Raw genomic sequence first — 12,638 nt, 5'->3', positions numbered from 1 at the left:
TGATTAGAATAATGTTATGGGGAATATTAACCACGGATTAGCCAGGCTTCTGGAGGAACCCGTTGGGAGAGCTGGTAGCAGTCACCCGGCGGAGGTTGATGGCCTGGTGGCGTATTGGGATACCAGATACGGCAGCTTCCCGGAGGCGGCATATGTCCGGGAGGTATGCGTGGAGCACGCTCTCTGTAATATTCATTATCATGGTGGCGTTCATTCTGATGAACTTCTATCGCTGCTGCTCCACGTTCACCCTCAATAAGAAGTTGTCCGTGTGAACAGGCGGAAAATATTATAGCTATGATAACGACTATGAATGCCTGCAAGTAATGTTTTGGTTGGTTCTTCATAATAGTCTACTCTTATTTACTTAGTTACCTCAATAAGAATAGATATACCTGGAGGATAAATAGCATATTTGTGCTATATCAATGTCTATTTAAAGACAGAAAACCTATTTAGTGGTAGCTTGATACATCTTCTCTCCGGCTTCTATGTTGATATCCAGTCGGTTCTGAGCGGGGGGCAGAGGACAGGTGGCAAAAGAGGTAAATACACAGGGTGGATTGTAGGCCTTGTTAAAATCTATATAGGTTATATTATCATTGGCCGGGGTATTAGCATACAGATATCGACCGCCGGAATAGGTTGATTCGCCATTTGTTTGGTCACCAAAGATGATAAAGAATTCTGCCTCCGCTTCAGGATTGCCAAGTGGGGAGAGGGTATAGTCCTGTCCATTTAATGTAAAGCGAAGTTCACCATAAAGAGAATCCTGTAATCCTTCACCCAACACATCCGGTATGGTTATAGCTTTAGGAGTATCAAAAGGATGGTAGGTAGCCTTTATACGCCAATGCCGGGAGACCGGGAAGCGTTCAATGCCAGTAAAGGAATCGAAGTTGGGATGATTGATATCTTTAATACGGACATATGTAGCATTCCGTCTTTCTATAAGGTGCCACAGGAATCGCCCCTGTTTTAGAATGGTTGCTGTGCCTTTGGCATCGGTCTGCAGTTCTTGAGGAGAAGAAACTTTAAGTCCATTTTTCGTGACCGTTACCCCGGGTTCAACGGTGAATACAAAGGAGCTGTCCGAGACAGTGATTGTTCCTATATCCGGGGCAGCTACGGGAGGAAAAATGATGGTATTGGAGGAATCTGAACCAAGGGTATTTGTCCCGTCCTCCAGTTTATGTAACCCAGCCAGGCTGAGCCAGCTATCTTTTTCTTCCAGATCGGCAATGCGCTCCTCATGCCATTGGTTAATCTGCTGCTGGTGTTTTTTTTCAGAAATTTGGTCTTCATTTATTCCACATGAAAAGATGAGGAGACTTGACAGCAAGATTAGCGTTCTTGTTCTTGAAAACAGAAGGGTAAAAGGCATAAGTAATTAATATAGAAAAGCAGAAACTTAATGTAAGGTTAGAGTGCTTCGGGAACATAAACCAGCATGGGAACATGCGTGTGATAGGTCAGCTCCTGGGTATTATTGGCCCACAACAAAGTGCGCAGGAAAACCTTCTTATAACGAATGAGCACCATCAGTGAAATAGGATGTTCATCCAGGAAATCAGATACCCCCTTTGAAAATCGTTCGGCCTCCAGGTGATGGAAGAACATCTTGTCATAACCTATTTGCTCTTTCATCAGGTCTTTAAACCCTCGAAACCGGATGTCAACGTCCATCGTTTTTTCTTCGGAAACATGGAGTACATGCACTTCGGCACCGAAAGCCCGTGCAAGCATTACTGTAGATTCCAAAGCTTCCATATCCTTGGATCGAAAATCCGTGGCAAATAAAAACCGGTCAAGGTAGGGCTTTTTACTGTTGATAGGCACCGTCATAATCGGAATTTTGGCATCCAGGATAACATCAGAGGTTACATTGCCATAAAGAATACGCTTGATGCTTGATTCGCCTTTGGTACCCATAATTAATAAGTCGGCTCCAAATTCTTCGGCCTTTTGATTAATCACTCCATAAGGTTTACCGCGGACAATATGATATTCAATTTGCACATTATCATAGGCTTCATCCTGTTGTGCTTCAGAAATCAGCTGCTCGAAATGTTCTTCCGCTTCCTCCTTGATGGCATCCACGGTTTCTTCCACACGAGTTGCAAAGTCAAAAGGTTCTTCAATAGCATGCAAAAGATGTAGGTCGGCCCCTGTTTGTGCAGCTACTTTCAGGGCGTAGGTATAGGCCTGCGCGGCATCTTCAGTAAAATCAGTTGGAAATAAAATTGTTTTGACTTCTTTCATAGCTCCGCAGATGGATTGTAAATACGTTGAAAATATTTCTTCAGATTAAGTTACTAAAAGATAGCAGACTAAAAACGTAAAAGATAACGGAATTAATGGGGTAAAACGAAATACTATACGCTGGGCTGGAAGATTAAACTACCTGATCAACAATGTGAAAAATAGCAACTGGCTAAAGCTCAGTTGCTCAAAGGTTCAGGTCTAACGATATGGTTTTATAGCGCTTAAAGAACAGAGGATAACTGAGGGCCGCAGTATAACAGAGAATGCCCAAAACACTGAATATTACTCCGAACGTAATATCATGTTCCAAAGCATTTACTTGATGTAACAAATTATACCAGTCATGGGATTTAGCACCAAGTCCACCGATAAGTGGTAATTGACGGGCACTTCCATCCGCTGCGTAACATGCAACATCCAACCAGCTGTATCCTACCAGACAGAGGGAAAGCTGTATTCCTATTTTTTGGTGATTGACCCAGAAGTAGGATAGAATCATCAGTGGAAGCAGTATTTGGAAAAGGGAACCTCCTAAGATGGTGATAAAACGCACTCCGAGTATTGAAAAGAATGTGTGACCCGCTTCATGGACTATGAGCAGAAAGTTATCTATAAATAGATGAATGACCCCCAGTGGAAATGGATAGTCATAGTTAACGGCAAAAAAAATATTATAATTTAGCGCTAGGTATATTTGATGAATAGAAAAGGCTATAAACGGCAGGATGAAAAGGGAGCACCACCATTTTTTCAACAGGTCAACAGCGCTATTTTTGAGCTTTGGAGTATCCATCTGCTTTAGTGTTATGGTAATTCCCGGAACATCTTGTTACTCTTCAAAAAGTATTCTTTAATGATATTTACCGGCATGATAGTGACAGGGTCATCTGCTACAGTTCGACGCTGTTGAAGCTCTTGCCGCTGGCGGTGAACAGACGGAAAAGATTGCCAAAAGTGGTAGTGAGCCCGGATAATAGCTTGGGCTTCTTTCCAGTTTCCGGTGCTAAGTGACCGAAGGGTTGCGATGATATCTAAGCCATAACGAATCCAAAATCGCCGGACCAAACTCCCGGCACTACAGTTTTTCCAAATCATCTTCAGGTTATTGCGATAATTGTAATAAACCTTTCGGGGAGAATCCATTGGCAGTGAACCGCCGCCCAGATGGTAGATAATGCTATCGGGACAATAACGAACCCGGTAGCCAGCATTCCACAAACGCCAGCAGAGGTCAATTTCCTCCATATGGAATTCAAATGCTTCATCAAAGCCTTTTTGTTCTATAAAAAGCTCTTTGCGGATAGCAAGAGCAGCGCCACTGGCCCAAAGGACATCCCGGGCATTATCATACTGTCCATAATCTTTCTCAACCGTATCAAAAATACGTCCCCTGCAAAAAGGATAGCCATATTTATCCAGAAAACCACCGGCCGCTCCGGCATACTCAAAATATTCGGGTTCTTCATCGGATCGAAACTTTGGCTGGGCTGCTCCTATACCAGGATCTTCAAAGCAGCGGGCTAGTCCATGCAGCCAATCAGGCTCAACCCGGACATCATTATTAAGAAAAAGGAGAATATCACCGTCGGCATAGGGAACGGCTTTATTGTTCCCCCCACAGTAGCCATAGTTTTTTTCAAGGGCGGCAATTTTAACTTTGGGATAATGCTCACGGACCCACGCTTTAGACCCATCTGTTGAGGCATTATCAGCTAAAATGATTTCAAAGTTTGGATAGTCTGTGGCAATGACACTGGGTAAATATTTTTTGAGATGATGCAATGCATTCCAGGAAACAATGATAATACTAAAAGAAGGCATAAGTAGTGCTGTTAACAATCAATTGACAAAAGCTATTAGTATACAAAAAGCCAACCGGAATTTCCTTTTAACATCAATATGTGATGTTGCTCCATGCTTGAATAAGCTATTATAATTTCCACACGAACCTTTTGGCTTGAGTAAAAACAATCATCATTATGAAAAATCACGTCGATACGCGATATATTATTACCACCATTCTTTCGTCCTTAATTTTGTCTTCTTGTGTTAGTACAAGTGTAACCAAGTTAAATACGAAGTATAAATATAGGCCCACATCTCCTCAGCAGGTGGAACTCTATCTGGAGCCGGAAGATGTGCCCTGTGATTTTGAGCGTATTGCTTTAATTAACACTGAAACAGCCTTCGAAATGGATAATACAAGCAGTATAAATGCAGCCAAGAAAGAGACTGCTGCTGTGGGTGGTAATGCGATCATTATCAGGGAATATAAATATCCGGAAGATGGGGACGAAACATCAAAAGTTGGTACTATGGTTGCCATTTATATCAGCGACCGGGGATGTTCATAATTAGCAGAAATGAGAAATAAGGCAGAGCAGCCGGGGAGTTAAATCACTTATTTATTGAAATTTCTTTTATTAAAGCCGAGGATTAATTTTATTGGACATAGAAATTATTTTGTCTGCTCATATTTATTGATATAACTTAAAGAGATCAAAATTTTGCACCTTCGAAAATTTGAAGTTCAAAATAACAGGGTCCACAGATGAGCTCATGATTAAAGTTGGTTTAATTTCTGATACACATAACTATCTCGATCCTCAGATAGCCGATTATTTTGCCGATCGGGATGAGATTTGGCACGCCGGTGACTTTGGCAGTCTTGAAATAGCAGATCAGCTTCGTGAATTGGCACCTGTTTTAGGGGTCTATGGCAATATTGATGGAACGGATATTCGCCAGGAATATCCGCTCCACCAGCGAATTAATCGAGAGGGTATTGATATTTGGATGACGCATATCGGGGGGACTCTGGGGCGTTACTGCATTCCCATTCGCGAAGAAATGGAAAAAAATCCGCCAGATGTTTTTATCTGTGGCCATTCCCACATCCTTAAGATTGGCCGAGATCAGGAAAAGGACAAGATGTTATTTATAAATCCCGGTGCAGCAGGGCGGTATGGTCTTCAGGTATACCGAACTTGTGTACGATTTGAAATTGATGAGGGGCAATTTCAGAATATGGAAGTTATTAATCTTGGTGAAAAGTGATATTTCTATCTGATTATTACTCTTTCCTATAACCTTACGTATTGAAGGTGCTTGTAAAAACAGGCTCCACCAAGGTTTATCAGTAGTTCTACAACTTCGGTCAGGTTGCGAAAGTTATGAGAGGTTTGAGCGCAGCCAAGGTCCGTTCATCGCTGTTTCTATTTGGTTACTCATATCGATTGATCAGTTCCACAGCATGGAAGGCTGAGAGCGTTACCAGTGGAATGCCTCCGCCGGGATGGGTGCTGCCACCTACCAAATATAATCCTTCTAAAGAACGCGATTTATTGCGGGGGCGCAGAAAGGCAGACAGTTTATTGTTAGACGAAGTTCCGTAGATACTGCCTCGGTTGCTTCGGTATTTAGTCTGAAAATCTTCAGGAGTTATTATGTTACTATATTGGATATGGCTACCTAATCCATCAAGACCACGCTTTTCTAGTTCATTAACCACAAATGACTTATACTGATGCTTCTGTTCTTGCCAGTTGTCACCGGGCGTAAGATAAGGGGCATTGATCAGTACAAAAAGGTTGGATCCGCCTTCAGGAGCATCTTGAGGATCGGTATAAGAGGTATTGGCAATATAGATAGTGGGATCTTCAGGCATTCTTTTTTCTTGGAAAATTTGCTGAAACTCACGCTCATAATCACCTGTAAAGAATATATTGTGATGAGAGAGTGCTGGATATTTGGTATCAATACCCAATAGTAACACAAAGCCCGAACAAGAAGGCTCTACCTGTTCTAACTGTTTCTTTTTCTGGATTGAGATATCTGTCGAATGAGTAATATTCAGATAGGTCTCATAAGCATCCGCATTGGAGACAATAACATCAGCCGGATAGCATTGATGATCTTGGTCTTCAACACCGGTAACTTGTTGGTTCTCAGTTTTAATATTTTTAACAAAGCAGTTGGTTATTAACTGTACGCCAAGGTCTTTAGCTAGTTGCACCAAAGCTTCAATAAGCCGATACATTCCGCCGCGAATATAATAGCCTCCCATAGTGATTTCTACATGGGGAATCACGTTCATGGTAGCTGGGGCCTGATAGGGGGAGGAACCGTTATAAGTAGTAAACCGCTTAAAAAACTGCTGTAACTCTATTGATTGAAAACATTTGTCAACTCTTTCGGCAACGGTTTGAAAGGCGTCAATATGGAGTAGGTTACGCCACTTTACAGAACCCACATCCGAAAGTTCATAGAGAGGATTGTAGAGAAAAGCATCTTTAGTTCGTTCATAAAGCTTTGCCGAATAGGCAATAAACTCTTTATAAGCTTGTACATCATCAGGGGCAAACTTCTGGATTTGGGCAACATTGACACAGGAGCTTTTGTGGCAGTTAAATTCAGTGCCATTCCTATAAAAATAGTTACATATTGGATCGAGGGTATCCAGGGTAAGATAATCAGATAATGCTACTCCGCATCGATCAAACAGATCTTTAAGGATAAAAGGCATGGTCAGCAGAGATGGCCCGGTATCAAAACGGTAGCCCTGGGCTGATACTTCTCCAATTTTCCCACCTACGGACGAGTTTTTTTCCAGAACGGTAACTTCGTGTCCCTCAGAAGCTAATAAACAAGCAGCAGAAAGACCGCCCAGCCCGCCACCAATCGTAATAACCTTCATATAATGTTCAGATTCTGTACAGCTGCTAATTAAAAGTTAGTTATGGTTGTTTTTTCATGAATTCTTCTGTTATATAGGAATACTCTGATTGTTAAACAAAGAATTTCAATTTTTTAATATACCAAAGTGAAATGAGCCAATTTCTATCTTGCTGTCTTATAATTTTAAGTGCGACAATGATATTGCCTTCGTGCGCTGATGAACCTGGTGATTCTGACAATTCCGAATTTTATCTTTTTGTGGGAACATATACCGCAGAGTCAAGTGAAGGAATTTACGTGTATAAGTTTGATGCTGAGACTGGAGAGACTGAGTATGTAAGTGAAGCAACGGGCCATAGTAATCCCTCTTATTTAGCTATATCACCCAACCAGGAATATGTATATGCTGTCAGTGAAGGGGGAGCAGAAAAAGCCGGTGTCAGTGCATTTTCTTTTGATAAAGACAATGGCTCGCTCACTTTTTTAAACAGGCAATCAAGCGGCGGGGCCGGCCCTTGTTATGTTTCGGTGGATGCCACAGGTAAAGCCGTATTTGCGGGCAATTATTCCGGCGGATCGCTCGCCATGCTGCCGGTACAAAACGATGGTTCGCTGGCTGAGGCTAAAAATATTATTCAACATTCTGGTAGCAGCGTTAATGAAAGCCGGCAGAATAGTTCGCATGTCCATTGCACCTATGTTTCTCCGGACAACAAACGACTTTTTGTTGCTGACTTGGGGACTGATACGGTCACTGGTTATGCCTTTGAAGAAGGTGAGGTTGTGCTGGATTCTACGGCCTCCTCAACATTTGAAACTACACCCGGCGCCGGGCCAAGGCACCTAACTTTCCATCCCAATGGAGAGTATGCCTACCTGGTCAATGAGCTTAACGGCACCGTTGATGCTTTTAAGTATGAAGATGGAGCTCTGAATCAAATTCAGAATATTTCAACACTCCCGGAAGGATATGACGGGGCCATTTCCGGTGCTGATATCCACGTTTCTCCTGACGGTGAGTTTCTTTATGCCTCTAACCGAGAGGATCTCAACAACATTGTTATTTATGCAATTGATCAGGATAATGGAGAGCTTTCTAGGGTAGGACAACATGCCTCGGGCGGAGTACATCCGCGTAATTTCATGATTGATCCCACCGGACGCTATCTGCTTGTAGCCAATCGTAATACAGATAATATCGTAGTATTTAAACGAAACCAGGAAACCGGAATGCTTACAGATACAGGTAGGGAACTGGAGGTGTCAATGCCGGTGTGCCTGAAGATGATGCCGGTCAAATAAATTGCTTTAGTCAGCAGCTAAGAACTGATCTAACATTTTAGCCATCGTTTTGTTATTTGTTTTAAAGCTGCTGCTGTTTAGCATCGTCTCAGGATCCTGGACATAATCTCCTTCTGTTGATAATTTATCCTCAGAATGGGAGATCAGCTTACTTAAGCCTTCGGGTGTCATTTCCAGGTGAAACTGTAACCCCAGAACCTGATTATCGATTACAAATCCCTGGTTAGGGCAGCAATCACTGGAAGCCAGTGGCAGAGCTCCAGCCGGAATGTCAAACATATCACCATGCCAGTGCAAGACCGTTTGCCGGGCGGGGAGGAAATCCAGTAGAGGATGCTCACCCGATTCCTTGCTCCAATGCAGGGGAAACCACCCAATTTCCTTTTGAGACATAGCGGTAACCCCAGCTCCAAGTACATCGGCTATGAGCTGGGCGCCCAAGCAAATGCCCAACACTTTCTTCTTTTCCTGGATGCAGCGCTTAATGAGCTCTTTCTCCGGACTTAACCAAGGATAGGACCCCTCATCGCCAACGCCCATGGGGCCGCCCATCACAATCAGGGCGTCAAGTTCATCAGGAGAGGGGAGTTTCTCCTCTTTATACAGATGCGCGCCCGTCAGCTGATGGTCTGTATTATCAGTCCATTCTTTAATATATCCGGGCCCTTCGAAAGGAACATGCTGCAAGTAGTGGATGTTCAAAACGACTTTTTATCTTTTATGCTTAAAATGAATTCGAAAATATAAAAGCTTTTGGAATTTATCTGTCAAAGTTTTTCAAGAAAGGTATGGGCATGCTGAAGATGCGTTTCACGGGTCTCTTTATTCATTCGGTCGAGGGTACCCAGCAGCATCTTCATACGATGATTCTCCTCAAAATAGTCCCGGTGCACATGCATGAATCGCCAAAAGAGACCGTCCCAAACCGGCTGCCAATCGCCTTTTCCAAAGTTGCTCATCTTCCGGATATAGTTGCTTGAGCTGATATAAGGCTTGGTTGCCATCAATCCACCATCGGCAAATTGACTCATACCATACACATTGGGAACCATCACCCAATCGTAAGCATCAATAAAAAGTTCCATAAACCACTGGTAAACCTCATCAGGATCGAATTCACAGAGCAGCATAAAGTTGCCAAGCACCATCAGTCGTTCAATGTGATGACAGTATCCCGTATCGAGCACCCGGCGTATAGTATCATCTACAGGAGCAATGCCCGTGCTCCCATCCCAGAAAGAAGAGGGAATAGAACGACTGAAATCCCAAAAGTTAGCCGTGCGCTCGTACCGTCCTTCCAGCTCATATACCGCCCGGATATACTCCCTCCAGCCCAGAATCTGCCGCACGAATCCTTCAAGAGAATTGAGAGGTATATCGTGTGATTCAGCATATTTCAACGCTCTATCTAAAATTTGTTTGGGCGTGATAAGCCCTACATTCAGCATCGGTGTTAAGACGCTGTGGTTCAGAAAGTGTTCGTTACGGACGATCGCATCCTGATAATCGCCAAAAAACTGGAAACGATGATGAAGAAAATCATCCAGCCAGTGGCGCGTTTGCTCATAGGTTACCGGATAGCGGATAGTATCATGAAGGTTCCCATAATTCTTGCTGAAATGGTTCTCTACGTAACTTTTAGCTTCTTGGTGATATTCATTCTCCCGCGGAAACTGTAGGGCAGGAGGCGTCTTGTCCTTTGGATATTTGGATCGGTTGTCAGGATCAAACGACCATTTGCCCCCAATGGGTTTCTCATCATCCGTGATTAAGACATTATGTGTTTTACGTTGGTGGATATAAAAGTCAGCGTGATGGTAGACATCCTGCTGATCAAAATATGTTTTTATATCATCCAGTGGGTTAAGAAAAAGGGGAGAATCGTATGCCTGGAGTGTAAGATCTGTTTCATCGGCTGATTTATTGAGCCGCTGACGGAGCCAGTCATCAGCGGTATCGAGGTGATGGATGGCCTCAATTCCTTGTTTTTTTAACTCCGGAAGTAAGTTGCGTACATCGGACATATCTTGGTTTGCTTCAACATATTCTACGTTGATATTCCTTGACTGCAGGTGATGGGCATAGAACTTCATGGAAGCACGATGAAAAGCGAGCTTCTGCTTATGAAAATTATACTGGTTAAAAAAGAGCTCTTCTTCAACGAGATATACTTTTCGATCGGGTTGGACCGCTGGATTCTCTTCAAATAACTGATGGGGAAAGAGGAGGGTAATAGCAGACATTATGCAGGTATGTTACCAAATTCATCTTCAAGGGCCTTCCAGCGATAAGCAAAAATTTCATTCAGCTTATCACGGATTATGAGACGATGGGCAATAGCTCCCAGGAAACCAAAAGGAGGTTGATAAGTCACAATATCATGCATTTCCACGCCCTGATTAACCGGTTTGATATGATGCTCATGGTGCCACATGCTGTAGGGACCAATGCGCTGCTCATCCACAAAGTAAGCCTTTTCCTTGAGATGGGTTATTTCTGTTACCCAATCCATTTCTATGCCCAGCAGTGGACTCACTTTATAACTGATGATCATGCCGGTGTACATCTGCTCCGGAAGGTCTGAGGATGTAATATCAAAGCCCATATAATCGGGAGTAATTCGTTGCAGGTTCCGGGGCGCAGCAATAAAAGCCCAAACCTCATCCAAAGAGGCGGGAAGCACCTGTGTTCGTTTAAGTTGATAAAAGGCCATGGTTATGAAGGTTTTGCAATATTGTTGATCATCCCTTTGAAAATGAAAGCATGAATGGGAAGAAGCGCATACCAGTAGAGACGTCCCCAGACGCCCAAGGGCCGAAAAGTAGCTGTTTGATGCAGCACACTATCAATGATATTAAACTCAAGCCATGCTTCGCCGGGTAGCTTCATCTCGGCATACAGCAGCAGTCGTTGCTCTTCTTTATCGGCATAGAGTACTCTCCAGAAGTCTAAAGAGTCGCCTGCTGAGATCCTATGATTGCTTTTTCGTCCCCGGCGCAGGCCAACACCACCGACCATCTTATCGAGTAATCCACGCAAAGCCCAGAGCTTATTACCATAATACCAGCCTGTTTTGCCGCCGATAGACCAGATGCGGTCAAGGGCTTCTTGCGGGTTATCCAGTTTATGCGTCTGTTTATCTTTAAAGCAGCCGTAGGTTGGTACCTCAACAAGGTTGGGGATTCCCTTCTCAAGCACACCGCTTGACATCGCGTCCGTCCAGCTCGAGAGCACCTCTTGCTGTTCTACTTTATCAAACGCCAGCTTTATTGCTTTCTCGTAAGGTATAAGTTTAACATCCAGAAGCTCTTGCAATCGGTTGTCGCTGCAGACGACTTTTACCTTCATACTATTCACCAGGTTTACCGCCAGCTGGTACGAAGTGGAAGTAACAAAATAGAGCCAGTAGGAGGAAAGCCGGGGACTCATTACCGGCACCGTAATGATTCTGCGTTTAAGGTTGCGCACCTTGGCAAAGGCCAAAAGCATTTCTTTATAGGTCAATATCTCGGGTCCGCCGATATCAAAGCTTTGATCGTAGGTTGTTCCTTTCAACAAAACGCCGTTCAAATAGGCGATGACATTCCGGATGGCAATAGGTTGAGCTTCAGTATTCAACCATTTTGGGGCAAGCATGACGGGCAGCTTCTCGACCAGATCGCGTATGATTTCGAAGGAAGCGCTGCCGGAACCGACGATAATACCGGCCCGCAGGGTCGTCAGATGATAATGGCCTTCGGAGAGTACCTCTTCTACCTGCTTGCGGGAGCGAAGGTGTTTCGATAGTTCTTCACTGTTGACGATGCCGCCTAAATAAATGACCTGCTGTACGGATGTTTGGTTCAGCTGATCTCTAAAGTTACGGGCTGTTTTTTGCTCGAGGCTTTCAAAGTCATCATCCGATGAGGCCATTGAATGTATAAGATAGTAGGCCGCATCAATATCATCCGGGATAACCTCAAGCGTTGAAGGCTTTAAGAAATCGAGTTCTATGACTTCGAGCTGTTCTTCCGGGAACTTAGCGGTATCAAACCGCCGTTTATCGCGTACGCAGCAAACCACGGTGTGCCCGGCATCCAGTAAGACAGGGAGCAGGCGCTGGGCAATGTATCCGGTAGCACCCGTAAGAAGAACTTTCATAAGATCAGGATTATAGCCAATTATTAAATTTACAGGCATTGTAACCCCATAAAATGTTATAATCGTTCCCTGTAAGTTCCTTCTTGTCTAAACGAGGGGGCAGAAAGTGTTAATTAACTTGGGTACGAGATAAAAGTTTAACCCAATAACGGTCTTTGTTGGGCCCCTTCTCATTCATCCCCGAAGGAATTAGGGGATGAGACGCCTTATCACATACCGAATAGCCATTAAAGCGTCTCTCTCCCTGCTCAGTA

Annotated in this window: 12 protein-coding genes and 1 pseudogene; 3 read left to right on the top strand and 10 right to left on the bottom strand. The window is 43.7% G+C overall.

All coding sequences use genetic code 11. The features are described from left to right. Positions 1 to 26 precede the first annotated feature (26 nt). From J6I44_RS21015 to J6I44_RS15475, 5 genes and pseudogenes are all read right to left on the bottom strand, one after another. Positions 27 to 167 (bottom strand): annotated as a pseudogene (locus tag J6I44_RS21015) (tetratricopeptide repeat protein); the annotation flags it as partial. A gap of 284 nt (positions 168 to 451) precedes the next feature. Further along, a complete protein-coding gene (locus J6I44_RS15490) occupies positions 452 to 1,342 on the bottom strand; it encodes a DUF1684 domain-containing protein (RefSeq protein ID WP_265767066.1) in 891 nt (296 codons plus the stop codon). 80 nt (positions 1,343 to 1,422) lie between these two features. After that, a complete protein-coding gene (locus tag J6I44_RS15485) occupies positions 1,423 to 2,262 on the bottom strand; it encodes a universal stress protein (RefSeq protein WP_265767065.1) in 840 nt (279 codons plus the stop codon). A gap of 187 nt (positions 2,263 to 2,449) precedes the next feature. Continuing rightward, positions 2,450 to 3,058, bottom strand: a complete 609-nt coding sequence (locus J6I44_RS15480; protein WP_265767064.1) for a hypothetical protein — start codon at positions 3,056 to 3,058, stop codon at positions 2,450 to 2,452. An 11-nt stretch (positions 3,059 to 3,069) separates the two neighbouring features. Next, positions 3,070 to 4,086 (bottom strand): glycosyltransferase family 2 protein, encoded by a 1,017-nt coding sequence (locus J6I44_RS15475; protein ID WP_265767063.1) that lies wholly within the window; start codon positions 4,084 to 4,086, stop codon positions 3,070 to 3,072. Between the two features lie 158 nt (positions 4,087 to 4,244). On the opposite strand from J6I44_RS15475, the gene J6I44_RS15470 reads away from it, so the two are divergent. Both J6I44_RS15470 and J6I44_RS15465 read left to right on the top strand, forming a co-directional pair. After that, the gene (locus J6I44_RS15470) at positions 4,245 to 4,619 is read left to right on the top strand and encodes a hypothetical protein (protein WP_265767062.1); all 375 of its coding nucleotides are present in this window, start codon (positions 4,245 to 4,247) and stop codon (positions 4,617 to 4,619) included. A 205-nt stretch (positions 4,620 to 4,824) separates the two neighbouring features. Next, entirely contained in the window at positions 4,825 to 5,322 is a 498-nt protein-coding gene (locus tag J6I44_RS15465) for a metallophosphoesterase family protein (RefSeq protein WP_265767061.1), read from the top strand. A 166-nt stretch (positions 5,323 to 5,488) separates the two neighbouring features. Here the strand turns inward: J6I44_RS15465 and J6I44_RS15460 are convergent, their stop codons facing one another. Continuing rightward, entirely contained in the window at positions 5,489 to 6,961 is a 1,473-nt protein-coding gene (locus J6I44_RS15460; RefSeq protein WP_265767060.1) for a phytoene desaturase family protein, read from the bottom strand. A gap of 176 nt (positions 6,962 to 7,137) precedes the next feature. Between J6I44_RS15460 and J6I44_RS15455 the strand changes: the two genes are divergently transcribed. Continuing rightward, entirely contained in the window at positions 7,138 to 8,244 is a 1,107-nt protein-coding gene (locus J6I44_RS15455; RefSeq protein ID WP_434084235.1) for a lactonase family protein, read from the top strand. A 6-nt stretch (positions 8,245 to 8,250) separates the two neighbouring features. On the opposite strand, the gene J6I44_RS15450 is transcribed toward J6I44_RS15455, so the two are convergent. The 4 genes from J6I44_RS15450 to J6I44_RS15435 all read right to left on the bottom strand — a co-directional run bounded on the left by J6I44_RS15450 (position 8,251) and on the right by J6I44_RS15435 (position 12,384). Then, on the bottom strand, positions 8,251 to 8,946 hold the full coding sequence (locus tag J6I44_RS15450; protein WP_265767058.1) for a type 1 glutamine amidotransferase: 696 nt from the start codon (positions 8,944 to 8,946) through the stop codon (positions 8,251 to 8,253). A 65-nt stretch (positions 8,947 to 9,011) separates the two neighbouring features. After that, on the bottom strand, positions 9,012 to 10,487 hold the full coding sequence (locus J6I44_RS15445; protein WP_265767057.1) for a cryptochrome/photolyase family protein: 1,476 nt from the start codon (positions 10,485 to 10,487) through the stop codon (positions 9,012 to 9,014). Then, the gene (locus J6I44_RS15440; RefSeq protein ID WP_265767056.1) at positions 10,487 to 10,957 is read right to left on the bottom strand and encodes an SRPBCC family protein; all 471 of its coding nucleotides are present in this window, start codon (positions 10,955 to 10,957) and stop codon (positions 10,487 to 10,489) included. The genes J6I44_RS15445 and J6I44_RS15440 overlap by 1 nt, the downstream gene beginning before the upstream one ends. 2 nt (positions 10,958 to 10,959) lie before the next feature. Next, a complete protein-coding gene (locus tag J6I44_RS15435; protein ID WP_265767055.1) occupies positions 10,960 to 12,384 on the bottom strand; it encodes an SDR family oxidoreductase in 1,425 nt (474 codons plus the stop codon). Positions 12,385 to 12,638 lie beyond the last annotated feature (254 nt).

This window comes from Fodinibius salsisoli, assembly GCF_026229185.1.
In the GTDB taxonomy this organism is placed as follows: Bacteria; Bacteroidota; Rhodothermia; order Balneolales; family Balneolaceae; genus Fodinibius; species Fodinibius salsisoli.
The sequence above is the reverse complement of the archived record's forward strand: the minus strand, read 5'-3'. Positions and strand labels throughout refer to the sequence as shown.

Coding starts and splice junctions, on each gene's coding strand:
- J6I44_RS15485 (WP_265767065.1), bottom strand. CDS start 2,262: ATGAAAGAAGTCAAAACAATTTTATTTCCAACTGATTTTACTGAAGAT.
- J6I44_RS15480 (WP_265767064.1), bottom strand. CDS start 3,058: ATGGATACTCCAAAGCTCAAAAATAGCGCTGTTGACCTGTTGAAAAAA.
- J6I44_RS15475 (WP_265767063.1), bottom strand. CDS start 4,086: ATGCCTTCTTTTAGTATTATCATTGTTTCCTGGAATGCATTGCATCAT.
- J6I44_RS15470 (WP_265767062.1), top strand. CDS start 4,245: ATGAAAAATCACGTCGATACGCGATATATTATTACCACCATTCTTTCG.
- J6I44_RS15465 (WP_265767061.1), top strand. CDS start 4,825: ATGATTAAAGTTGGTTTAATTTCTGATACACATAACTATCTCGATCCT.
- J6I44_RS15460 (WP_265767060.1), bottom strand. CDS start 6,961: ATGAAGGTTATTACGATTGGTGGCGGGCTGGGCGGTCTTTCTGCTGCT.
- J6I44_RS15455 (WP_434084235.1), top strand. CDS start 7,138: ATGATATTGCCTTCGTGCGCTGATGAACCTGGTGATTCTGACAATTCC.
- J6I44_RS15445 (WP_265767057.1), bottom strand. CDS start 10,487: ATGTCTGCTATTACCCTCCTCTTTCCCCATCAGTTATTTGAAGAGAAT.
- J6I44_RS15440 (WP_265767056.1), bottom strand. CDS start 10,957: ATGGCCTTTTATCAACTTAAACGAACACAGGTGCTTCCCGCCTCTTTG.
- J6I44_RS15435 (WP_265767055.1), bottom strand. CDS start 12,384: ATGAAAGTTCTTCTTACGGGTGCTACCGGATACATTGCCCAGCGCCTG.